Here is a 22,233-nt window from a genome sequence, read left to right as displayed (position 1 = left end):
CTCTGGTAATCTAGCGCTGGGTGCCACATTGCTGCCTGTTTCTGCTTGCGCTTGCCACAGGCAGCGCCTTGCGGCCTTGTCAGCACACAGCGCTGGCGGGCAGGGTTGGCAGGCTGTCCCGTTGCGCTACGCAAGGCCCGGCGATGACGCGTCAATCGGGTCATCGTGGGTCAGTGGTGGTCATGCCTGGATTTGTTGTCAGTATTTTTTCGGCCATTCCGGCAGTGCTATCCCAGCATCGCCATCCGCCCCGCCAGGGTTAGCGACAAGGATAGCGACGTCAGCAGGGCGACAGGGGCTGCAGAGGCGAGAGGGGCGACAGGGACGTCAGCAGGCAACTCAGCCTGCTGGAGAAGATTCCGGTATCATCGCCGGCTGTCTTGCATGCCAGTCCATGTATCAGCCCCGTCTGCCATAACTTTGAAAGCCTTTATTGGATCGTCCGTTTCGTCACCACAGCGCTTTCGGCATGTCGTTTGCAGAGTCAACATTTACGTTGATGTCATCAAGACCGTCACGCCAGAAAAAATATTCAGGGAGCATCATCCATGCCGCAACGCCATACCTTGTCTTCTCGTCGCCTGCTGGCCACTCTCGCAGGCCTGTCATTCGGTGCGTTGAGCATTCTGCCGGCCCAGGCAGCCGACGACATCATCCGTCTGGCCACCACGACCAGCACCTACAACTCAGGCCTGCTCGATCACCTGCTGCCGGAGTATGAACAGGCCCACGATGTCACCATCCAAGTCATCGCGGTCGGTACCGGCAAGGCGTTGCGCATGGGCCAGGATGGCGATGTGGATCTGGTGATGACCCACGCCCCGGGCGCCGAGCGCAAGTTCGTCGATGCCGGCTACGGCATCGAGCCGCATGGCGTGATGTACAACGACTTCGTGCTGCTCGGCCCCGAGGCCGACCCGGCCGCCATAGCCGGCATGCAGGATGTGGACGCGGCACTGGGCAAGATCGCCAGTGCCAATGCAGGCTTCATCTCGCGTGGCGATGATTCCGGCACCCACAAGAAGGAGTTGGCTCTGTGGCAGAGTGCCGACGTCACGCCGGACTTCTCCGGCTACAAGGCTGTCGGCCAGGGCATGGGCAAGGTGCTGAGCATGGCCAGTGAGCTGCAGGATTACACCTTGAGCGATCGGGGCACCTGGCTTGCGATGGAAGACAAGCTCGAGCTCGAGATTCTGGTCGAGGGTGATGCGCGTCTCTTCAACCCCTATCAGGTGATTCTGGTCAATCCTGCCAATCATGACGGGCTCAATACTCGTGGTGCGCGTGAGCTGGCCGAATGGCTGATCTCCAGCGAAGGGCAGCAGGCAATCGATGATTACCGTCTCAAGGGCAAGGCGCTGTTCCATGCCAGCCACGGCGAGACTGGCTTCGATGCTCGCCAGACAGCGGATCGTGCCTCTGAGCGCACGCCGGTGAAGACGCAGGACGCACAGGCTGAGCCGCGTTCGTGAGCTTGTGGCAAACCACGCAGGAGGCCATGAGCCTCCTGCTGAGCATGGATGGCGCGCTGTGGGAGATCATCGGCGTGTCGTTTCGTGTCTCGCTGATGGCGATGCTGATCGCGGTACCACCGGCACTGTTGATCGCCTTCGTGCTGGTTCGCTGTGCCTTCCCGGGGCGCTGGCTGCTGATCTCGCTGATCAATACCCTGATGGCCGTCCCCACCGTGGTGGTGGGGCTGCTGCTGTTCATCCTGCTGTCGCGCGCTGGCCCGCTGGGCGATTGGCATCTGCTGTTCACCCAGCCGGCGATGGTGATCGGGCAGATTCTGCTCGCCCTGCCGATTCTGGTGGTGATGCTGCATGCCGCGCTGGCGGGCGTCGACAAGCGTGCCTGGGAGACAGCCTTGCAGCTGGGGGCGTCGCGCCGTGCGGCGTTGTGGCGGCTGGTGATGGAGGCCCGTTTCGGCGTGATGGCGGCGTTGGTGGCCGCGTTTGGTAGAATCATCGCGGAAGTGGGTTGCGCCATGATGGTGGGTGGTAACATTGCCGGTTTCACGCGCAATATCACCACGGCCATCGCGCTGGAAACCCTCAAGGGCGAGTACGCCCAGGGGGTCGCCCTGGGCATGGTATTGCTGGTGTTGGCGCTGGCGCTCAATCTGATGCTGGGACTGTTGCGCGGTCGCGGTCAGCTGGCGGTGCAGGCCTGACCCCAGGCCCCGCCGCCAGTCACATTCTGCTCCCGGAGCCTGCAAGCCGCCTGCCTGCCAGTTGAGACAAGCACACCAGCACTGATCGTGTCAGGCTGAATCGTCGTATGGAGTCATGATGTTCCCCCCTAGTTCTTCGTCCTCGTCTGTTCCCCCGGGCGACTCCTCCTGCCCGGTGGCGGGGACTGGCTTCGCGCAAGCCTCGTCGTCTGCTGCCCAGGTACTCGATGCTGACGCAAGCGTTGCCCCTCTGTTGCGTGTGCGCGACCTCGAATATCGCTTGCCGCCTGCGGCGCAAGTCTCCGGCGAGGGCGCCGAGGCGCAAGGGCGCCTGTTATGGCATGTGGCGACGCTGGATTGGGCGCCGTCCCCGGCGTCCGGCTGGGTGCACCTCAAGGGTGACAACGGCAGTGGCAAGACCACGCTGCTGCGCGTGCTGGCCGGCATGCAGCCAGCGACTGGCGGCAAGCTTGAATGGCAGACCCGTGACGCTCATCCGGTGCGCTACCTGCATCAGCAGCCGTATCTGTTCGACACCAGCGTGGCCGGCAATCTGGTGCTGGCGGCTCGCTGGCAACCCGACAGCGGCTCTGCCGGCCAGCAGCGTGATCAGGTCGAGGAGATGTTGCGCTGGAGCGGGCTGAGCGATCAGGCTCGTCAGCCGGCCCGCTCCCTGTCGGGTGGCGAGCGGGCGCGACTGGCATTGGCGCGCGCCTGGTTGTCGCGTCCGCCGGTGCTGTTGCTGGATGAGCCTGCCGCCAATCTGGACCAGGCCGCTGTCGAGCAGTTGGCGCTTCGACTGGAGCAGATGTGCCAGCAGGGGTGTGCGGTGATCCTGTCCTCGCATCAGGACAATGCCTTGAGTCAGGGCTCGAGTGCGCGCTGGACGCTGAGCGCTGCCAGCCTGCACACTGAGCACGCAGCGGGCTGAGTCGTCTTCAATGGGCTGAGCCTTCAGTGCAAGCACCTCAAGCTTCAGGGCTGAGAAGGCCTTGTGCATCAGCCGCTTGCACTGAATGCCCTGCCAGCGGCCCTGCTGCATGACATTACCTGCGCCTTTGCGCACTCGACCGGGATACGCCTTCATGCCGAGCTTCAATCACACCTCTGACGCTACACCACTGCCGAGCGATGCCGAGCAGCTCAAGGCCTCGCTCTCGCCCGCCAATATCACCGGGGTGGTGCTGGCCGGTGGCCAGGCGCGGCGCATGGGTGGCGTCGACAAGGGGCTGGTCACGCTCAATGAGGTGCCGCTGGTGGCGCATGTGCTGGCGCGGCTGACCCCTCAGGTGGGCGAGCTTCTGATCAATGCCAACCGCTCGCACGCCGAGTATGCTGCCTATGGGCATCCGCTTGTCGAAGACAGCGAGCAGGGTTACCACGGCCCCTTGATGGGCATGGCCAGTGCGCTGGCGGCAGCGCGGACGCCCTGGGTGATGATGGTGGCCTGCGATGTGCCGCATCTGCCCAATGAACTGGTCGAAACGCTGAGCGTGGCGCTGATCGATCATGCCAACGGCGATCAGCTCGAAGGCTTCAGTGTCGAGGGCGGTCATGCGGCCGATTCCGGGCCTGCGCTGCTGGCCGTGGCGGCAGATGAGTTCCGTTACCATCCGGTGATATGTCTCATGCACCGTGGCCTGCTGCCGTCTCTGCAGGCGGCGCTGGCCGCTGGCGAGCGCAAGATCGACCGCTGGTTCGATCAGCATATCTGGCTCAAGGTGCAAGCGGGCAGCGAGCAGGACTTCGCCAACCTCAATACCCTGGATGAATGCCGTGAGATGGAAGCCGGCTCGCGCTGAGCGCGCTTCTTTCCTGACGTCCTTTGCGTGTCATCCGTTCCCGCTTGCACGCCCAGGGTGTGTCATTGTGATGCAGGTCGTCATCGCCGGGGGGCGTCTTTGCCGGAGTCTGACGGGTTATTGTCTTTGCCTGCCTGGTATTGATGGCCTTGGCGTTGCACCTCAAAAGTGTAGTGTCTGGCGGTTCTGGCGGCTGTCTTGCCACTCTGCGTCGTTGCCCCCATTGAATCCTTGCGCATATCGAGCCGTTGCCCATTGAAATGAGCGCCGTGCGTGTTCACCTTCATGGCATCCGCTCAGCCCGCATTGTCATCGTCATCTTTTCCCTTGCGGGCGCGGCAGCGCTGCGGTGAGCCCGTCGACAGGCCGCCATACGCGGGAATCACCAAGAGAACCTTCATGCCTGAGTCTTCCTCCACGACTGACCAGCGTGCCGATACCGCTGTCAGTGCTGAACATTCCTCCCCCCGCAATGATGCTCCCACGCCACGTGGTGATATTTCTCATGAGGTCGGGATGTCGCCCGCCTGGCAGGCACGTCTGGCGGCGTCAGCGTGTCCGCTGCTGGGCATTGCAGCCTGGAGCGGCACTGGCAAGACCACGCTGCTCGAACAGCTGCTGCCCGAGCTGAGAGCGCGCGGCCTCCGCGTCGCCGTGATCAAGCATGCGCATCATGCCTTCGATGTCGATACGCCGGGCAAGGACAGTTATCGTCTGCGAACGGCGGGTGCCGTGCCGATGCTGGTGGCGTCCGCCAAGCGCTTTGCACTGATGATGGAGACGCCGGACCAGGCGGAGGCCGATCTGGAGCAGCTGGTGGCGCAGCTCGAGGGGCTGGAGGTGGACCTGATTCTGGTCGAGGGCTTCAAGCAGTGGCCGTTGCCCAAGCTTGAGCTGTACCGCGAGGCCGTGGGCAAGCCGCTGCGAGCCCTGGAGGACCCCTGGATCCATGCGCTGGCGACACCGGCGGCGCAGCTGCCGCCTCGTGATGATGTGCCGCAGAACCTCAAGCGGCTGGACCTGGACGATCCTCAGGCGCTGGCCGCCTGGATCGCCGCCTGGCCGGTGCATTGGCGTCTGGAAGGCGGCAAGCCGCGTGGCGAGGTGGGCGCATGAGTCTGTCGTGTTTCGATCCGCGTTTCGGCGAGCGCATGCTGAGTGTCGATGAAGCCTTGAGCGTGTTGGGGGAGAGCCTGGCGGGCGTGATGCGCACGCCGCGCAGCGAGCGTGTCGCTTTAGCGCAGGCACCCGGACGTGTGCTCGCCGAGACGGTCATCTCGCCGCTGGATGTCCCGGCGCAGACCAACGCAGCGATGGACGGCATCGCACTGGCACGGGCTTCATTGCCAGACGCGGCGAGCGGCGAGCCCCTGAGCGATCGCGGCGGATTGAGCGATCACTGCGAGCTGAGCGTGATCGGCAGCTCGCTGGCGGGCCATCCCTGGACAGGCCGAGCGCTCGCCGCGGGGGAGGCCATGCGCATCACGACCGGTGCGGCCCTGCCCGCAGGCGCCGACACTGTCGTCATGCAGGAACAGCTCGAGTATCGCTCCACGCAGGGCGAGGGCCGAGCTGAGGGCGACGCAGTCGAGCGGGTGGTGATCGAAGGCGTGACCAGCATTCGCCGTGGCCAGAATGTGCGTCAGGCCGGAGAGGACATCGCGCGCGGCGACCGGGTGATGGCGCCGGGCCAGTGGCTGACGCCTGCCGCCGTGGGCGTGCTGGCGTCGCTCGGGCTCGCCGAGGTCGCCGTCTATCGGCCGCTGACGGTGGCGATCTTCTCCACCGGTGACGAGGTCACGGCTCCCGGCGAGACACTGCCGGTCGGTGGTATCTATGACGCCAATCGCTTCAGCCTCGTGGCGCTGCTGCGCGATCAGGGCATCGAGGTGCTGGATCTCGGTATCCTGAGCGATGACGAGGCGAGCGTGAGTGCTGCCCTGCGGGATGCCGCGACGCGTGCCGACATGGTCATCACCTCCGGCGGCGTGTCGGTGGGCGAGGCCGATCATGTGCGCAGCGCTCTCGCTGCCTGTGGTGAGCTCGCGTTGTGGCGCATCGCCATGCGACCCGGGCGCCCGCTGGCGTTCGGCATGTTGCGTGCCACTCCCGCCGACGCCGAGACGTCATCTGGTCAGGTGCCGTTCTTCGGCTTGCCGGGCAATCCGGTGGCGACCATGGTCACCTTCCTGCAGTTCGTGCTACCCGCGCTACGCCTGTTGTCGGGACAGCAGCGGTTGGCGAAGGGTGAGGCGAATGTCTCGGCGACGACACTGGCGCAGTGGCAAGCCCCGCGCCTGCAGCTGATCGCCGGCGAGACGCTGCGCTCACGTGCCGAGCGTGTCGACTATCATCGCGGCCAGATCGTGCTGGATGACCAGGGGCGTCAGGTGGTGATGACCACGGGGCGGCAGGGCTCGGGTATTCTGACCTCGATGTTGCTGGCCGAATGCCTGATCGAGATTCCCGCCGGCTGCGCCACGCTCCACGCCGGTGAGCCGGTCATGGTGCAGTGGCTGGGCAGTCGCGGCATCGTCTAGGCGATGCCCACGCAGTAGTCACGCCAGCTGATTCATGAAAAGATAGTCTGCTAATTTCTTGGCCAGTCCTGTTCATCAGGGCTTGCCTGCCTGCTTCTTCAGGCATTGGTATTTCTGAGATTGCCGCCAGTCAGGCGCACCCGATACGGATACGAGACAGCTCATGAGCCTTACTCATCTCAATGCACGCGGCGAAGCCCATATGGTGGATGTTGCGGACAAGCAGGAAACCCGCCGCGAGGCGCGAGCCAGCGCACGCATCAGCATGCTGCCTGCCACGCTCGCCCTGCTCGCCGAAGGTGGCCTGCCCAAAGGGGATGTGCTGGCGACGGCGCGTATTGCCGGTATCCAGGCGGCCAAGCGTACTCATGAGCTGATTCCGCTCTGTCATGCCTTGATGCTCTCCAAGGTGACGGTCGACTTCACGCTGGACAGCGCCAACAGCTGCGTGGAAATTCAGGTGCTGTGTCGCCTCAATGGGCGTACCGGTGTCGAGATGGAGGCACTGACGGCGGCCTCGGTGGCGGCCTTGACGCTCTATGACATGTGCAAGGCGGTCGACAAGGGTATCGTGATCGGCGATATCCAGCTCGAGACCAAGACCGGCGGCAAGAGTGGTGACTGGCAGCGTCCGGAGGAGGCTGCCGCTGTCGAGCAGACGCCCGCTGAGCCAAGCCGTGCTGAATCAAGCCGGACCGAATCAAGCCGTGCTGCAACAGCTGAGCCCAACGAGGTGACAGTGACAGCGGGACAGGCCGCTTCGGCGGCACGCGATGATGCCACCGTGCGGGTCCTCTTCCTGGCGGAACTGCGGGAGCGGCTGGATCTCGACAGCCTGGCGCTGAACCTGACGACGCTGTCGGAGGCGACGGTCGGGGGCCTCAAGCGCACCCTGGCGCTGCGTGACCCGCAGCTTGAAGCGCTCAATGACACCCGCGTGCTATGCGCTGTCAATCAGGACATGGTGCGCGATGACCACCCGCTGAATGCCGGTGATGAAGTCGCCTTCTTCCCACCGGTGACGGGGGGCTGACATGACCCAGGTCGCAAACGAAGCCACGCAGGCCTTTTCGGTCAACATTCAGGCCAGCGATTTTGATCTGCGTGTCGAGCAGGATGCCCTGACGCGTGGGCGCGGCGACATCGGTGCCGTGGTGTCCTTCACGGGGCTGGTGCGTGATTTCAATCAGCGTCCGGATGTCGTCGCGCTGACGCTGGAACACTATCCCGGCATGACGGAGCGCAGCCTCGAACGCTTGATCACAGAGGCGCGCGAGCGCTTCCCGCTCACCGGGGTGCGTATCATTCATCGTGTCGGACGGCTCGAGCCCGGCGACAATATCGTGCTGGTGCTGGTCGCCAGTGCACATCGTCAGGCTGCCTTTGCGGGCTGTGACTTCCTGATGGACCACCTCAAGTCGCGAGCGCCTTTCTGGAAAAAGGAGCACACCGCCACAGGAGATTATTGGGTGCGAGAACGCTCGAGTGATCGCGAGGCACTCGAGCGCTGGCATCCCGAGTCCGCGGTGACGGCAGAGGGTGGAGCGGCAACCCCCTTTGCCGAGCAACGCAAGGCTGATGACTCATTGGCCGAGGCCAGCCGCGAAGATCGACAATCTGCGCTGGCAACACCCAAGTTTTCGGGAGAGTCATGATGGAAACCCTGGTCGATGACTTCGGTCGTCGCATCCGCTATGTTCGCCTGTCAGTGACGGACCGCTGTGACTTTCGCTGCGTCTATTGCATGAGCGAAGAGATGACCTTTCTGCCGCGCGACGAGGTGTTGAGCCTCGAAGAGATCGCGTTGCTGGCGCGCGCCTTCGTGGAATTGGGGGTCGAGAAGATTCGCCTGACCGGAGGAGAACCGCTGGTGCGGCGTGATATCGGCAAGCTGGTCGATGAAATCGGCGCGCTCGAGGGGCTCAAGGACTTCTCGATGACCACCAACGGCGCGGGCCTTGCCAGGCACGCCGCGCAGTTGAAGGCCGCCGGCATGTCACGGCTGAATATCAGCCTTGATTCTCTGGACCCGGAGCGCTTCAAGGCGCTGACGCGTACCGGCGACCTGAACAAGGTGATCGCCGGTATCCGCGCTGCGCGCGAGGAAGGCTTCCGCATCAAGCTCAATGCGGTGGTGCTGAAAGGGCGCAATGATCACGAAGTGGTGCCGCTGGTCGAATTTGCGCGTCAGGAAGGGTTGGACATCAGCTTCATCGAGGAGATGCCGCTGGGCCAGGTCTCGGATCACGGTCGTGACGAGACCTTCTGCTCCAGTGATGATGTCCAGGCGCGCATCGAGACCCGTTATCCGCTGATTCCCACGCTTGAAGACAGCCTGGGGCCGGCACGCTATTTCCGCATGGCGGACAGCGAATCACGGGTGGGATTCATCTCACCACACAGTCATAACTTCTGCTCGACCTGCAACCGCGTTCGCGTCACGGTAGAGGGGCGTCTGTTGCTGTGTCTTGGCAATGAGCACTCGCTTGACCTGCGGGACATCATGCGTCGCTACCCGGGGGATATCGAGCCGCTCAAGGCCGCGATCATCGATGCCATGCATCTCAAGCCCGAGCGTCATCACTTCACGACGGACGGTGATGTCCAGATCGTTCGCTTCATGAACATGACGGGAGGCTGAGTCCTTTTTCGTCATCAGTCGTGGCGCTCATGTTGATCGAGCCTTCCCGGATAACTCACAGGCGCTCTCAAGAACCCCGCTATCAAGCGGGGTTTTTGTTGGTCTATCCTATGGAAACACTGCCTTGCTTTTGACAAGGCTTGTTAGTTCATATTTAGCGCTTATACTTTGCTGCATTATCACATCCAATGCGATGACTCGCAGGGATTCCAGCTCAGTGCATATGGTGGAGGTAGCGAAATGACAGCCGATTCTCTCGAAAAGATCGCCCGTAACAAGAATGTTGCTCGTGCAGCAGCGCGTCAGCTGTCCATGGAACAACTGCACAAGCTCTCCGAGGTCATCAATGAGGTGATCGAGCAGAAAGCCGAAGAAGACGAGCAGCGCCGCGAGGAAGAAATCGCCAAGGAGCGCAAGCTTGCCGAGATTCGTGATGCGATGATCGAAGCAGGCCTTTCCGTGGATGATCTGGTCAGTGATCAGCCCAAGCGTCGTGGCCGTCCGCCGAAGAACAAGTCCGTTTGAGACCTTCGGCCTGACGCCATGGAGGTGGCTGAAGCGCTTGAGAACGAGATTTCCAGTCGGCAAGTTGGCAATCTCGCCATCACCAGTCCCTGAGCGCCTCCCAGCAGCAGAAAAGCCCGCCCGGTATTTCCCGGGCGGGCTTTTTCATGCGCTGCTTTGTGCAGGGCAGTGAGCTCAAGGCGGCCATCACTTCAATGATGGCGCGATACTCACTCCTGATTCATGGTCATGATATGCAGGAAGAGCACCGGCTCATGGCGCAGGTGGTTGCGCAGCCAACGATTGATGCGACCATCGAGTTGCTGCTTGAGTTCACGTTCATTGCTGGCATCCAGGCCTGCGAGGGTGTCATCCAGCCACTCGGCGAAGCTGTCTTCATCCAGGCTTGAGGTGCCGCTGATATCCAGCATCAAGCGGCCGATGCGAACCCAGCCGGCTTCCTGCAGCGTGACGGGCAACGCCAGCGAGACGCTGCCATGCCGGCCGAGACGCGCGCGGGCACGGCGGTCCATGGAGTCCAGCGGACGCACCTTGTCATGCTCGATGATGCGTTCGTGCAGTGTCAGGCGTCTCTCCACCGACAGCCCCTGAGCATCGAGGCGAATCACGTCACCATTGACGGGAATCAGCGGTGCCTCGATGCCCAGGGACTGTGCCACCTGGGTGTGAGCGAGCTGGTGGCGATATTCGCCATGCACCGGCAGCAGACGTACCGGCTTGAGCCAACCATAGAAGGTGCGCAATTCTTCCTGTGCCGGGTGGCCGGAGGCGTGCAGCTCCGGGAACTGCTTCTCTTCCATGATGCCGACGCCGAGTCGTGTCAGGGCATTGTGCAGCTTGCCGATGGCCAGCTCATTGCCGGGAATCGCCTTGGAAGAGAAGATCACGGTGTCGCCGGCAGCCAGTTCGAAGTCCGGATGCCGGGAATTGGCCAGGCGTGACAGTGCGGCGCGCGGCTCGCCCTGACTGCCGGTGGCGATCACCATGACCTCTTCCGGGGGCAGATAGCCCAGGTCCTTCACCGGTACCAGTGGCGGGAAGTCCTCCAGATAGCCGAGACCGCGGGCGACGCGCACCATGCGCTCCATCGAGCGACCCAGCAGCGTGATGCGACGACCATTGCGTGCGGCGGCGCGCCCCAGTGCCAGTATGCGGGCCAGATTGCTGGCAAAGCAGGTCACGACGACGCGACCGCGACAGCCGGACAGCGTCTTCTCCAGTGCGCGCGCAACCTCGCCTTCACTACGCGAATGGCCTGCCAGTGGCGCATTGGTGGAGTCGCCGACGACCAGATCGACCGGCGCCAGTGCCTGATAGCGCTCCGGATCGGTAGGCTTGCCGATCAAGGGCTCCGGATCCAGCTTCCAGTCGCCGGTATGCATCACGCGATATTCCGGCGTGACGATCAGCAATGAGCAGCTTTCCGGAATCGAGTGGGTCAGCGGCAACAGTCGCAGCGCGAAGGGGCCGGATTCGAAGCCTTCATCCACCTCGATGATCTGCAGGCTGGAGGTTTCCAGCTCGCGCTCGGCAAACTTGGCGCGCAGCAGGCCAGCCGCCAAGGGCGTGGCAATGATCGGGCAGCGCCACTTCGGCCACAGCCAGGCGACTGCGCCGATGTGGTCTTCGTGGCCATGGGTGATCACCAGCATCTGCGGGCTGATGCCCAGGCTTGCCAGTGACTCGATATCCGGTACCTGCAACGGACCTTCCGGCAGGTCCTGGCGAATCATCATGCCGCAATCCACGGCAATCCAGTGATCCTGATAACCATACAGCGTCAGATTCATGCCGATCTCGCCGCAGCCACCCAGCGGTAGCAGGTGCAGCGGCGGACGTTGTCTCTGACGGACTTGAACGCGGGGTTTCAACATGGATGTCATGCCATCTATAAAGTGTGGCTCAACTATACGGGAATCCCGCGAAGCGCCACAAATGGCGCTGTTGTCCGGTCGCGTCGATTCGAGAGCGGCCCAGCCGTCCGCGTGATGCCTTGAGATGGGCCGGCGTGATGGCCGCTGATCGCAATGTCGTATTGACCATATGGACAGAATCGGGGCACAGCACTGTTTCAGGCCGCGTGATCAGCTACAATAGTCCACCTTTGCCGAGGGGCTGCTTACGGGCGGTGTCATGATTCCTCGCGCAGGCCGGCGCTTCGCCGGCTGAACATCATTCCCGCTATCACAATGGTTGAACTTACGATGTCTCACGCCTATCGCCTGGTGGTGTCCTGCCCTGATCAGGTCGGAATTGTTGCCCGAGTTTCCACTTTCATCGCCGAGCAGGGCGGGTGGATCACCGAAGCCAATCAGCATTCTGATCTTGGCGCCGGTCGTTTCTTCATGCGCTATGAGATCAACCCCGAAACAATCGGCCTGAGCGCCGCTGAGCTCGGCAAGCGCTTCGCCCCGATCGGCGAAGAGTTCGGCATGCAGTGGCGCGTGCATGACACCGCAGCCAAGAAGCGTGTCGTGCTGATGGTCTCCAAGGACTCCCATTGTCTGGTGGACCTGCTGCATCGCTGGCATTCCGGTGATCTGGATTGCGAGATTCCCTGCGTCATTTCCAATCACGATGACATGCGCTCGCTGGTGGAATGGCACGGCATTCCGTTCCATCACGTGCCGGTCGACAAGAATGACAAGGCTCCGGCCTTTGCCGAAGTCGAGCGTCTGGTGGAAGAATCCCGGGCCGATTGCATCGTGCTGGCGCGCTACATGCAGATCATTCCACCGAGCCTGTGTGAACGCTATGCCGGTCGCCTGATCAACATCCACCACAGCTTCCTGCCTTCCTTCGTGGGTGCCAAGCCGTATCACCAGGCCTTCGGGCGCGGGGTCAAGCTGATCGGGGCGACCTGCCATTACGTGACCGAAGAACTGGATGCCGGCCCGATCATCGAGCAGGACATCCATCGCGTCACACACTGCCATACCGCCGAGGAACTGGTGCGCATCGGTCGTGATGTCGAGCAGAAGGTGCTGGCCCGCGGCCTGCGCTGGCACCTGCAGGATCGTGTGCTGATCCACGGCAACAAGACCATCGTCTTCGCCTGAGCCCCGCTTGCTCAGCGCATGAGTCTGTCATCGACCTGAGGTCGTGACGATGAAGCCGGTACCTGTCTCAGGTGCCGGCTTTTTTGGTTGCGGGAAATGCCTGACGGTCATCTGGTTGCCAGTGGAGACGTCGAGCAGGCCGCTATCGTCAGGACGCGCATGCCAAGGGAATGACTGGGAGGCCGTACATTGGCGGCTATTGACGGAGGGCGAGGTTCAACGAGGAGAGATTCAATAGTCCATCAGGTCAAATGCAATTTAAGTCAAGCTTTTGTGTCAGTTTTCTCAGTCATTGTCATTAGATGGATGTGTGTTTGACGACATGAGGGTATGAGGCCACTGCTCAAAAGGCCGAGGTTGGCAATTCGCCATGAACTCCGTTTCATGGTGTCAGTCCCATGAGGTTGATTCTGCACCAGTGTTTCATCCGTGATATCTCATGCTGAAGTATGGGGGCGCGTGGTGGGGCGAAGACTGACCTCACGGGATTTTCTGATGTACATAGCCGTTGTTGGCCGTCCTGCGGCTGCAAGTAGTGAGCACTCAAGTGATGGGCATTTTCAGGTCGAAGAGAAAGAGTGGGCAGTCGAGACACAGGACCTGCTGGCGATGCTCGCGGAGCGAGCGCCATATCTCGCTTCGCACGCCGATGCGACTGGATTTCCTGCGACTGACGTTTCTGCGGGCAGCCAGTGTGATGCCATCCATCTGGCGGTTCAGCCGGCGGGTAATCTGACGCTGCAGGAGGCCGAGCGCCTGCTGAGCGATATCCGAGCCACGGTGCCAGGTGCGCTGATGCCCGTGATCGTGTCGGGGACAAGCTCTTCTTCCATCGAGGCACTGGCCAATCAATGGCCGGGCAGCCGTCTGCTTGACCTGTCAGATGTGGAGAAGCGCCTGGAGGCTTCGGCATCAGCTGAACAACACGAGGCTGGGCTGTCGGCGAGCGCCGAGCGGCTGCTGCGTTGGTGGCGCCTCTACCCCGACCATGTCCTTCAGGTCTCCCTGTCACCTGCACTGATGGCCGGGTGTGAATGGCCTCTGTTGAGTGCATGGGGCATGACTGCCAGCGAGCAGCATGATCTGCTTGCACTTTTCGTTCAGCGTGGCTGGACCCGCGAGGTGACGCTCATGACACGTACGCGTCATTGCCGACAGTGTCGCAGCGTGCACCTCAACTACATCGATGTCTGCCCGCGTTGCCGCCATCTGGATCTCGTGGCGCTCGATGGGCTGCACTGTTTCACCTGCGGTCATGTGGATCGTCTGGATCACTTCACGCATGACGAACGACTCGTCTGTCCGACATGTCATGTCCGGCTGCGGCATATCGGGGTCGACTATGATCGACCGCTGGAATCGCTGGCCTGCGGGAAATGTGATCTATGGCTGGTAGAAGGCGAGGTGGAAGTCCAGTGCATGGATTGCGGCCAGTTGCAGCAGCCCGGAGAGCTGATCCAGCAACGTGTAGCCTCGCTGGCGCTCAGCGAGGCCGGGCGTCGCGTCGTCGCCTTGCCGCGCAAGGAAGGCATGCCCGAGCAGATGGCGGGACAGCAGGTCTCACGCGCCGAGCTGCATCACATGCTGGACCTGCTGGTGCCTCTCGCCCGTCGTCATGCCCACCGCCATCTGCTGATGGTGATGTCCTCCGGTGCCCTTTCTTCTCGCTCGGTGGCGTCTCCGCTGCCGGCTTCATCGCCGGCAGCGTCATTGAGCGCCATGGCCCAGCGTCTGACGAGCCTGCTGCGAGATACCGACCTGGTCTGTGAATACGATGCCGGCCATTGGCTCTTCCTGCTGCCCCATACCCCCCGCGAACATTTTGCGGATATCGCGCGCCGCATCAAGTCACTGACCGACCTGGCAGAGGACGACGCGGGGCTGGATATCGCGCTCGAGATGCATGAGCTACCCAGCGAGCGCTGCTCAGGCAAGGCGCCATACTGGCTGGCGCAATTGCTGAACGATCAGGCGTCTGGTCAACCGAGTGGCAAGATGCCATCCGAGGCCGAGGCATGAGAGAGCTGGATATCTTTGTCTCGCAGGTATTGATGGAAATGCACTGGGTCAGTGGCTCGATGCTGCACTCGCCGTGGGTGGCGGTATCCATCCTGCCCTTGTTGATTCTCTTCGAATTGCCGCTGGCCGCCATCGTGATTACTGGCATGGTCGGCCATCTGCGCGATCGCGGCTGGGGCAGCGCCCATGATGACAGGGTCATGCCTGAGCGCTATCCCACCGTCAGCTGCCTGGTGCTGTGCTATTCCGAGGGCGAAGGGGTGACTGCCAGCGCCGAATCCTTGTTGCACCAGGATTATCCCGGCCACGTCGAGGTGATCATGGTGATCGATGGCGCCACGGCCAATCACGAGACGTTGGCAGCTGCCCGGCGCCAGGCCAGTGCCTTTCGGCAGCATGCCAACCGTACCCTGCGGGTGGTGCCCAAGTGGCAGCGCGGCGGGCGGGTCTCGTCACTCAATACCGGGCTCGGGCTTGCCACCGGTGAGCTGGTGTATGCATTGGATGGTGATACCGGCTTCGCCAGTGACATGGTCACGCGCAGCGTGGTGGTGTTCGAAGACCCCGATGTGCTGGCAGCTGCCGGCAACTTGCGTATTCGCAACCGCAAGGTCTCGCTGGCGACACGCCTGCAATCCCTGGAATACCTGCTGTCGATCGAATATGGCCGTACCGGGCTGGCGCGCTGGAACCTGATCAACAACATCTCGGGGGCCTTTGGCATCTTCCGCACCGATATCGTGCGTCAGGTCGGCGGTTGGGACACCCATACCGCGGAAGACCTGGATCTTACCTTGCGTCTCAAGCAGTACCAGCGTCGCCATCCGCATATGCGACTTGCGTTCATCCCCGAGGCCGTCGGCTTCACGGATGGTCCGGAAACTCTGCGCAGTCTGGCGAGTCAGCGCATGCGCTGGGAGGGTGATCTCTATTTCATCTACCTGCGCAAGCATTGGCGCGGCATGCGGCCGCGTTTGATGGGCTGGCCCGGTACGCTGTTCACGATGACCTACGGATTGGTGCAAAGCGTGGCGCTGCCTTTCCTGATCGGTGGCTATGTCATCTGGTGGTACGCCACCCAGCCACTAGTGCATGCGGTGTCGATCAGCGTGCTGCTCTATCTCATCTATCTGCTGTTGTGCAGCTGGTACGCGCTGGCCGGGCTTTGCTGTGTCAGTCGCGATATTCCGGTCGCTCTCAGGAACATGGTCTGGCTGCCGCTGCTTCCGTTCTACCAGCTGAGCATGCGTCTGTTGGCACTGGTCGCGATTCTCAATGAAATGCTGCGTCGCAGCCACGAAGAAACCAGCATGGCCCCGTGGTGGGTCCTGCGCCGAGGAAAACGCTTCTGATGGATATTCGATTTGACCCGGAAAAGTCTCGTCACCCGGACCAGCAGTCCGGGCTGAAGGTTCCTTACGCCAAGGCCAGGCGGGGCGGAGGACGCTGGCGCTGGATAGGGCTGATGGCCCTGGTGCTGGTGCCGGTGGTGGCTTTCTCCTGGTATGCGCTGCGAGACCGCTTGCTGCTGTCGGCCCCGGCGGTACTGACGCACGAGCCGCTGGTGATCACCAGTCCGCGTGATGCGCGTGTCGTTGATGTACCTCAGCGTGCCGGCCAGCGCGTCAAGCAGGGCAACACCCTGTTCGTGCTTGAGGATGGTGAGCTGGAGGCCGATCGCACCGCGCTCAAGGAGATTCTGGCCACGCTGCCCGCCAAGGGCGCACAGCAAGAGAGCGAGTCGCTGGTCGATACCGCTCGCCAGCGGGTCGATGACGCCGAGGCCTCATTGCGCTTCCAGTCCGGGCTGGCTGACAAGTTCGATGACTTCCGTCGCCAGGGTGAGGTCCCCCTGACGGATCTCGCCAGTATCCACGTGGCCCGTGCCAGTGCTCAGGATCAACTGTCGGGAGCGCGTGAGAACCTGCTGCTGCAGCTGCGCGAGAATACGCGCTCCGAGCTGGCTGGCCCGGTCGTTCAGCGCCGTCAGGATCTGACTCGCCAGCTGGCGCGTATCGAAGCCAGCATCGCGGCGATGTCCTTGATGGCGGCTCAGGATGGCCTGTTGGCCAAGAGCTACGTGCAGCCCGGTCAGCAGGTGAGTGCTGGCGAACCCTTGGGCGTGCTGGTGCCTGCCAATGCGCCGGAACTGCATGCCTATTTCTCGCCGAAATATGTCGGCAAGGTGGCTGTCGGGCGAGTGGCCGAGGCGCATTTCGCGGATGGCCGCAGTGTCTTGGCGCGTATCGTGGCGCCGCCGGAGCTGACCCAGAAGCTGCCCTCACAGCTGGCGGGCCCCTTCGATGCCAATCAAGCAATGCTCGAAGTCAGGTTGCGCCCCCTCGAAGCCATCGACGTTCGGCATGATGTGGAAGGCCTGCCGCTGGAGATTCGTCTGCGCTCTCCCTCTGCGCTCTGGGGAGATTGGGGCGATGAAGACGAAGCGGGTACCACTGCGGCAGAGCGCTCTTCGCCCGAGGCGAAAGCGGAAGCATGACCGCGAACGATCAAGGAGCTAGAACAATCCCAGCTGCTGGGCGTCCTCGCGGGCCTTGAGGCGCACGCCGACACCCAGCAGTCGGACAGGGCGATGGCCGCGTTGCCAGGCTTGCTCCATCAGCAGGGCGAAGCTGTTGGCGCTCGGCAGTGTGGTGGTCGAGGCGGGGAGCAGGCTTTCCAGCGTGGTGCTCTCGAAATCGTTGAAGCGGATCTTGACGAACTGCTTGGCCAGCACCGGCTGGTCATGGCGGGCGTGGCGGCTGGTCAGGCGTTCGAGCAGGGCGGGCAGGCGTTCGAGACAGGCCGGCAGGTCAGGCAGGTCGTGATCGAAGGTGTGCTCGACACTGATCGACTTGCGTTCGCGTTCGACACGCACCGGTCGCTCATCGATGCCGTGCGCCAGTTCGTGCAGGCGGGTGCCGAACTTGCCGAAGTGCTCGGCCAGTGTCGTCAACGGTGTGCCGCGCATGTCTTCGCAGGTGGTGATGCCCAGGCGTGTCAGACGCGCCAGCGTCGCGGGGCCGACTCCGTGCAGCTTGCCGACGGGCAGCTGGCGGATGAAGGCGTCGCTGGTCTCGGGCGTGATCACCGTCAGGCCGTCGGGCTTTTCCCAGTCGCTGGCGATCTTGGCCAGAAACTTGTTGGCGGCCACGCCAAGGGAGAGGGTGATGCCGGTGCGCTTGAGCGCCTCTTCCTTCAGCCAGCGCGCCATCCAGGTGGCGCTGCCCTGAAAGTCAGTCACGGCGCTGACATCCAGATAGGCCTCATCCAGCGAGAGAGGCTCCACCAGGGGCGTCAGCTCATGGAAGAGTGCCTGGATCTCGGCGGAGACGGCGCGGTAGCGCTCGAAGTCCGGTGGCACCAGAATCAGCTGTGGGCACAGGCGTAGCGCGCGGGCAGTCGACATCGCCGAGCGTACACCGAAGGCACGCGCGGGATAGTTGCAGGTGGCGATGACACCGCGTTGCTCGGTGCGGCCACCGATGGCGATGGGCACCTCGCGCCACTCGGGATGGCGGAGCATCTCGACGGCGGCATAGAAGCAATCGCAGTCGGCGTGGAGGATCTTGCGCATGCGCGCATCATGCTAAAAGACTGGATGGCTGTCCAGTGGCGGTGCCCATTCATTGCGCTTGAGCAGGCTCACCAACGACAACGCCCGACAGTAAGGAGAGTCCTCTCTGTCGGGCGTTGTCATGTCTGGCATCTCGCTTGGGGGCGAGGCTGTCGCTCAGCGGATTACAGCGTCATCGCGGCCACCCAGCCGAACACGATCAGCGGGATGTTGTAGTGGAGGAAGGTCGGCACCACGCTGTCCCAGATGTGGTCGTGCTGCTGATCGACATTCAGGCCGGCCGTCGGGCCGAGGGTCGAGTCAGAAGCCGGTGAGCCGGCATCCCCCAGCGCGGCGGCGGTGCCGATCAGCGCGACGGTGGCCAGCGGCGAGAAGCCGAATTGCAGCGCCAGCGGCACGTAGATAGCGGCAATGATCGGAATGGTCGAGAAACTGGAGCCGATGCCGAGGGTGATGAACAGACCGACCATCAGCATGACCAGTGCGGCCAGCGGCTTGTTGTCTCCGATGATATGGAAGGAGGCGTCGACCAGGGTCTGGATGTCGCCGGTGGCCTTCATCACGGAAGCGAAACCTGCCGCCGAGATCATGATGAAGCCGATCAGTGCCATCATGCGCATGCCGGAGGTGAAGAGGTCATCCGCTTCGTTCCACTTGAACAGACCACCCAGCGAGAGGATGGCGAAGCCGACCAGGCCGCCGAGAATCATCGAGCCGGAATACAGCTGAATGCCCAGGGCGGCGATGATGGCGATGCCTGCCATGACCAGGCCGCTCTTGGACGGCGTGTGCATGGGCGTGTGGTGCGGTACGTTGCTGGACTTGATCTCGCGGGTCGCGTAGTCACGCGGCTTGCGGTAGGAGACGAACAGCGCCGTCAGCAGGCCGAGGAACATGCCGCCGACGGGAATCGCCATCGCCATCGGCACCATGCCACGCGTCACGTCGAGACCGAGCGACTGACCGGCCTCATTGATGTTGGCCAGCAGGATGTCGTTGAGGAAGATGGAGCCGAAACCGACCGGCAGCAGCATGTAGGGCGCGGTCAGGCCGAAGGTCAGTGCACAGGCCACGGCACGACGATCCAGACGCAGGCGGTTCATGGCGACCAGCAGCGGCGGAATCAGGATCGGGATGAAGGCGATGTGAACCGGAATCAGGTTCTGGGAGGAAATCGCGACCAAGGTCACGCTGCCCAGCAGGCCGTACTTGATGGCCGTCTGGCGGCGCGGCGTGCTTTCGCCATTGAGCAGGCCGATCAGGCGTGCGGCGAGCAGGTCCGGCAAACCGGAGCGAGACAGGGCGACGGCGAAGGCACCGAGAGTGGCGTAGGCCAGCGCGACCTTGGCGCCGCCGCCGACACCGTCATTGAAGGCGCCGAGCGTGTCGGTCAGGGACAGCCCGCTGAACAGACCGCCGACCAGGGCGCCGGCGACCAGCGCGAAGACGACCGAGACGCGAGCCAACGACAGGCCGACCATGACCAGGACGGCCAGAATTACCGCATTCATGCGAGTACCTCTATGTGGGGTTGTGCCAGCTTTGGGAGTGTTGCGGACAGAGCGGGCGAACTGTGGGTGCGTGGCCACCCGATCCCGGGGCAATGCCTCGCATGACGTGTACATTCGTGACGAATGCCTTGCTGTCGCAGTGTTCCTGCGGCTTCCTCCTGAATGCCGTCAAAAACGGCGCATAATCTTACCAGAAGGGCAACGCAAGCTGAATGGCCGATGAACGTGGGCGCTGGCAAATGGCACAAGTTGGCGTGCCATGACGGCTTTTTGTAGAATGCCACGCTGCCCGGCGGCTGCAGTCGCAGGCGTTATTCAACAGGAGTGCGCATGCTGGAGCTGGAAAATGCCCGCGTCATCGGCATGGGAAATGATCGGCGTGTCTATCAGGACCCGAACGACCCCCATCGCTGCATCAAGGTCCCGCGTTACCCTGACAAGGGCAGCCGCCAGAATGAACGCGAGCAACGCTATTTCGAGGGCCTGGTCAGACGTGGCATGCGCGACTGGTCCTATGTGCCTGCCTACCACGGCAGTGTCGCCACCGCCGAGGGACTCGGGCTGGTCTTCGATCTGATTCTCGACAGTGACGGCTCCACGTCACGCCGACTGCGCGAGGTGCATCTCGAGACCCCCGAGCGCCTGAGCGCCGAGGTGCTGGTGAGCGAGCTGGCCAATCTCTATCGCTATCTCGAGAAACGCTGGTTGATTCCGTCTGATCTCAATGATCGCAATATCGTGGTCCAGTTCAGCGACGACCAGCCCCCCAGGTTGTGGCTGATCGACGGTATCTCGAATCCTGACTTCATTCCGCTGGCAACCAGCGTCGCCTGGCTGGCACGGCGCAAGGTCGCGCGTCGCTATCGTCACTTCCTCAAGAAGCTGGTCAAGGGCGGTCAGCTCTCGCCAGAGGATTATCAGGCGCTCGAAGCCCGTCTGTGGGGGTGAATGCCTCTGATGGTGATGGCTCTCGAGACTGGTGGGTCTCGAGGGTGACTGCCCCTGATGGCGCTTGTCGCTGATAGCAATGGCCTTTGATGAACATCGCCAGGGGCAGTCGTGTTGTATGTCAGTGCAATCAGTGCATCAGTGTTCCAGAGTCTCGAAGTAGCTGGTCATCGCCTGGGTGATCTGGCGCAAGTCCTGTGGCGAGGTGATATAGGCCGGCATGGTATAGAGCCAGCGCCCGAAGGGACGTAACCAGACACCCAGTTCACGGGCATGGGCCTGAGCGCCTGCCAGACTGCTGGCATCGTGCACTTCTATCACCGCCGTAGCACCCAATACGCGTATATCGCGAATGGCGGGGTGGGAGAAATTCAGCAGGGTGTCGCGCAACACTTGATTGAGCTCGGCAATCTTGCCCAGATAATTCTCTTCCTCGAACACCGCGAGACTCTCCAGTGCTACCCGGCAGGCCAGTGGATTGCCCATGAAGGTCGGACCGTGCATGAAGGCGCTGTTGGCATCTTCGCCATCAAATGCATGGAAGATATGACTCTGGGCCAGGGTGGCGGCATGTCCCAGATATCCCCCCGTCAGTCCCTTGGAGAGCACCATGATGTCAGGAGAGACATTGGCGTGTTCACAGGCAAACATCTTGCCGGTCCGACCGAAGCCGGTCGCGACTTCATCGAAGATCAATACGATTCCGAACTCATCACATAATTCGCGCGCCGCCTCCAGATAGTAGGGCGAGTACATGTTGAGGCCACCTGCCGCCTGCAAGAGAGGCTCCATCAGCAATGCCGCTATCTCATGCTGGTGTGTTTCCAGACAGGCGCGCAATGCGCTGATATCGTCTGCTACCTCTTCACGACTGGCGCTGAAACCGGCAGTCGGCGCTGGTGCGAAATGATGTCTGGGCAGGAAATCGGCGAACAGGGAATGCATGCCTTCTTCGGGGTCACACACTGCCATGCAGCCCGCCGTATCGCCGTGATAGGCCTTCATCAATGACAGCATGCGCGTCCGTCCCCGCGTGTCATCGCGGTCTTTACGCTGTTGCTGATATTGCACTGCCATCTTCATGGCGACTTCCATGCCCACCGATCCGCTATCCGAGAAGAAGACATGATTCAGGCCTTCAGGGGTGACGCGCACCAGCGCATCGGCAAGCTCCTTGGCCGGTCGATGGCGAATACCCCCCAGCATCACATGGCAGAGTTCTGCCGCTTGCTGCTGGATGGCCGCGACGAGGCGCGGGTGCCCATAGCCATGGATCATGCACCACCAGGAACATGTCGCATCCAGCAATGTCTCACCTCCCGCCAGTGTCATGCGGGCCCCCGTGCCGCCGACCACCTCCAATGGCGCTGGCATGTCCTGCATCTGGGTATAAGGGTGCCAGAGAGTAAGTGAGTCCGTATCGCGCGTCGGCATCTGGGAG

Annotated in this window: 19 protein-coding genes; 15 read left to right on the top strand and 4 right to left on the bottom strand. The window is 62.4% G+C overall.

Annotated features, from left to right (window positions below):
- Positions 1-548 precede the first annotated feature (548 nt).
- From FLM52_11850 to FLM52_11805, 10 genes are all read left to right on the top strand, one after another.
- A complete protein-coding gene (locus tag FLM52_11850; GenBank protein ID NVN56476.1) occupies positions 549-1,472 on the top strand; it encodes a tungsten ABC transporter substrate-binding protein in 924 nt (307 codons plus the stop codon).
- Complete coding sequence (locus tag FLM52_11845) at positions 1,469-2,173, top strand: ABC transporter permease subunit (GenBank protein ID NVN56475.1); 705 nt, start codon at positions 1,469-1,471, stop codon at positions 2,171-2,173. The genes FLM52_11850 and FLM52_11845 overlap by 4 nt, the downstream gene beginning before the upstream one ends.
- Before the next feature lie 115 nt (positions 2,174-2,288).
- A complete protein-coding gene (locus FLM52_11840) occupies positions 2,289-3,104 on the top strand; it encodes an ATP-binding cassette domain-containing protein (protein NVN56474.1) in 816 nt (271 codons plus the stop codon).
- Between the two features lie 154 nt (positions 3,105-3,258).
- Positions 3,259-3,975, top strand: coding sequence for a molybdenum cofactor guanylyltransferase (locus FLM52_11835; GenBank protein ID NVN56473.1), 717 nt, complete (start codon positions 3,259-3,261; stop codon positions 3,973-3,975).
- Positions 3,976-4,491: 516 nt separating this feature from the next.
- Entirely contained in the window at positions 4,492-5,091 is a 600-nt protein-coding gene (mobB, locus tag FLM52_11830; GenBank protein NVN56472.1) for a molybdopterin-guanine dinucleotide biosynthesis protein B, read from the top strand.
- Positions 5,088-6,515 (top strand): molybdopterin molybdenumtransferase MoeA, encoded by a 1,428-nt coding sequence (locus FLM52_11825; protein NVN56471.1) that lies wholly within the window; start codon positions 5,088-5,090, stop codon positions 6,513-6,515. The genes mobB and FLM52_11825 overlap by 4 nt, the downstream gene beginning before the upstream one ends.
- A gap of 163 nt (positions 6,516-6,678) precedes the next feature.
- Entirely contained in the window at positions 6,679-7,548 is an 870-nt protein-coding gene (gene moaC / locus FLM52_11820; GenBank protein ID NVN56470.1) for a cyclic pyranopterin monophosphate synthase MoaC, read from the top strand.
- A 1-nt stretch (position 7,549) separates the two neighbouring features.
- Complete coding sequence (locus FLM52_11815) at positions 7,550-8,170, top strand: molybdenum cofactor biosynthesis protein MoaE (GenBank protein NVN56469.1); 621 nt, start codon at positions 7,550-7,552, stop codon at positions 8,168-8,170.
- Positions 8,167-9,156 carry a GTP 3',8-cyclase MoaA gene (gene moaA / locus FLM52_11810; protein NVN56468.1) on the top strand — a complete coding sequence of 330 codons (990 nt, stop codon included), beginning with the start codon at positions 8,167-8,169 and terminating at the stop codon, positions 9,154-9,156. The genes FLM52_11815 and moaA overlap by 4 nt, the downstream gene beginning before the upstream one ends.
- Positions 9,157-9,396: 240 nt before the next feature.
- Positions 9,397-9,681 (top strand): hypothetical protein, encoded by a 285-nt coding sequence (locus FLM52_11805; GenBank protein NVN56467.1) that lies wholly within the window; start codon positions 9,397-9,399, stop codon positions 9,679-9,681.
- Between the two features lie 209 nt (positions 9,682-9,890).
- Here the strand turns inward: FLM52_11805 and FLM52_11800 are convergent, their stop codons facing one another.
- Positions 9,891-11,471, bottom strand: coding sequence for a ribonuclease J (locus FLM52_11800; GenBank protein NVN56466.1), 1,581 nt, complete (start codon positions 11,469-11,471; stop codon positions 9,891-9,893).
- A gap of 414 nt (positions 11,472-11,885) precedes the next feature.
- Between FLM52_11800 and purU the strand changes: the two genes are divergently transcribed.
- The 4 genes from purU to FLM52_11780 all read left to right on the top strand — a co-directional run bounded on the left by purU (position 11,886) and on the right by FLM52_11780 (position 17,256).
- Positions 11,886-12,740 (top strand): formyltetrahydrofolate deformylase, encoded by an 855-nt coding sequence (gene purU, locus FLM52_11795; GenBank protein NVN56465.1) that lies wholly within the window; start codon positions 11,886-11,888, stop codon positions 12,738-12,740.
- A 495-nt stretch (positions 12,741-13,235) separates the two neighbouring features.
- The gene (locus tag FLM52_11790; protein ID NVN56464.1) at positions 13,236-14,759 is read left to right on the top strand and encodes a hypothetical protein; all 1,524 of its coding nucleotides are present in this window, start codon (positions 13,236-13,238) and stop codon (positions 14,757-14,759) included.
- A 32-nt stretch (positions 14,760-14,791) separates the two neighbouring features.
- Positions 14,792-16,111, top strand: coding sequence for a glycosyltransferase (locus FLM52_11785; GenBank protein NVN56463.1), 1,320 nt, complete (start codon positions 14,792-14,794; stop codon positions 16,109-16,111).
- The gene (locus FLM52_11780; GenBank protein ID NVN56462.1) at positions 16,111-17,256 is read left to right on the top strand and encodes a biotin/lipoyl-binding protein; all 1,146 of its coding nucleotides are present in this window, start codon (positions 16,111-16,113) and stop codon (positions 17,254-17,256) included. The genes FLM52_11785 and FLM52_11780 overlap by 1 nt, the downstream gene beginning before the upstream one ends.
- Positions 17,257-17,274: 18 nt before the next feature.
- Here FLM52_11780 and dinB read toward each other — a convergent pair whose 3' ends face one another.
- Complete coding sequence (dinB, locus tag FLM52_11775) at positions 17,275-18,333, bottom strand: DNA polymerase IV (protein NVN56461.1); 1,059 nt, start codon at positions 18,331-18,333, stop codon at positions 17,275-17,277.
- A 164-nt stretch (positions 18,334-18,497) separates the two neighbouring features.
- Positions 18,498-19,844: a Na+/H+ antiporter family protein gene (locus FLM52_11770; protein ID NVN56460.1), complete on the bottom strand. Its 1,347-nt coding sequence runs from the start codon at positions 19,842-19,844 to the stop codon at positions 18,498-18,500.
- A 330-nt stretch (positions 19,845-20,174) separates the two neighbouring features.
- Here FLM52_11770 and FLM52_11765 point away from each other — a divergent pair, with 330 nt between their 5' ends.
- Complete coding sequence (locus FLM52_11765; protein NVN56459.1) at positions 20,175-20,792, top strand: hypothetical protein; 618 nt, start codon at positions 20,175-20,177, stop codon at positions 20,790-20,792.
- Positions 20,793-20,930: 138 nt separating this feature from the next.
- On the opposite strand, the gene bioA is transcribed toward FLM52_11765, so the two are convergent.
- Positions 20,931-22,226 carry an adenosylmethionine--8-amino-7-oxononanoate transaminase gene (gene bioA, locus FLM52_11760; protein NVN56458.1) on the bottom strand — a complete coding sequence of 432 codons (1,296 nt, stop codon included), beginning with the start codon at positions 22,224-22,226 and terminating at the stop codon, positions 20,931-20,933.
- Between the last annotated feature and the right edge of the window lie 7 nt (positions 22,227-22,233).

It is taken from the genome of bacterium Scap17 (genome assembly GCA_013376735.1).
GTDB lineage: Bacteria > Pseudomonadota > Gammaproteobacteria > Pseudomonadales > Halomonadaceae > Cobetia.
The sequence above is the reverse complement of the archived record's forward strand: the minus strand, read 5'-3'. Positions and strand labels throughout refer to the sequence as shown.

Coding starts and splice junctions, on each gene's coding strand:
- FLM52_11850 (NVN56476.1), top strand. CDS start 549: ATGCCGCAACGCCATACCTTGTCTTCTCGTCGCCTGCTGGCCACTCTC.
- FLM52_11840 (NVN56474.1), top strand. CDS start 2,289: ATGATGTTCCCCCCTAGTTCTTCGTCCTCGTCTGTTCCCCCGGGCGAC.
- FLM52_11835 (NVN56473.1), top strand. CDS start 3,259: ATGCCGAGCTTCAATCACACCTCTGACGCTACACCACTGCCGAGCGAT.
- mobB (NVN56472.1), top strand. CDS start 4,492: ATGTCGCCCGCCTGGCAGGCACGTCTGGCGGCGTCAGCGTGTCCGCTG.
- FLM52_11825 (NVN56471.1), top strand. CDS start 5,088: ATGAGTCTGTCGTGTTTCGATCCGCGTTTCGGCGAGCGCATGCTGAGT.
- moaC (NVN56470.1), top strand. CDS start 6,679: ATGAGCCTTACTCATCTCAATGCACGCGGCGAAGCCCATATGGTGGAT.
- FLM52_11815 (NVN56469.1), top strand. CDS start 7,550: ATGACCCAGGTCGCAAACGAAGCCACGCAGGCCTTTTCGGTCAACATT.
- moaA (NVN56468.1), top strand. CDS start 8,167: ATGATGGAAACCCTGGTCGATGACTTCGGTCGTCGCATCCGCTATGTT.
- FLM52_11805 (NVN56467.1), top strand. CDS start 9,397: ATGACAGCCGATTCTCTCGAAAAGATCGCCCGTAACAAGAATGTTGCT.
- FLM52_11800 (NVN56466.1), bottom strand. CDS start 11,471: ATGAATCTGACGCTGTATGGTTATCAGGATCACTGGATTGCCGTGGAT.
- purU (NVN56465.1), top strand. CDS start 11,886: ATGTCTCACGCCTATCGCCTGGTGGTGTCCTGCCCTGATCAGGTCGGA.
- FLM52_11790 (NVN56464.1), top strand. CDS start 13,236: ATGTACATAGCCGTTGTTGGCCGTCCTGCGGCTGCAAGTAGTGAGCAC.
- FLM52_11785 (NVN56463.1), top strand. CDS start 14,792: ATGGAAATGCACTGGGTCAGTGGCTCGATGCTGCACTCGCCGTGGGTG.
- FLM52_11780 (NVN56462.1), top strand. CDS start 16,111: ATGGATATTCGATTTGACCCGGAAAAGTCTCGTCACCCGGACCAGCAG.
- dinB (NVN56461.1), bottom strand. CDS start 18,333: ATGCGCAAGATCCTCCACGCCGACTGCGATTGCTTCTATGCCGCCGTC.
- FLM52_11770 (NVN56460.1), bottom strand. CDS start 19,844: ATGAATGCGGTAATTCTGGCCGTCCTGGTCATGGTCGGCCTGTCGTTG.
- FLM52_11765 (NVN56459.1), top strand. CDS start 20,175: ATGCTGGAGCTGGAAAATGCCCGCGTCATCGGCATGGGAAATGATCGG.
- bioA (NVN56458.1), bottom strand. CDS start 22,226: ATGCCGACGCGCGATACGGACTCACTTACTCTCTGGCACCCTTATACC.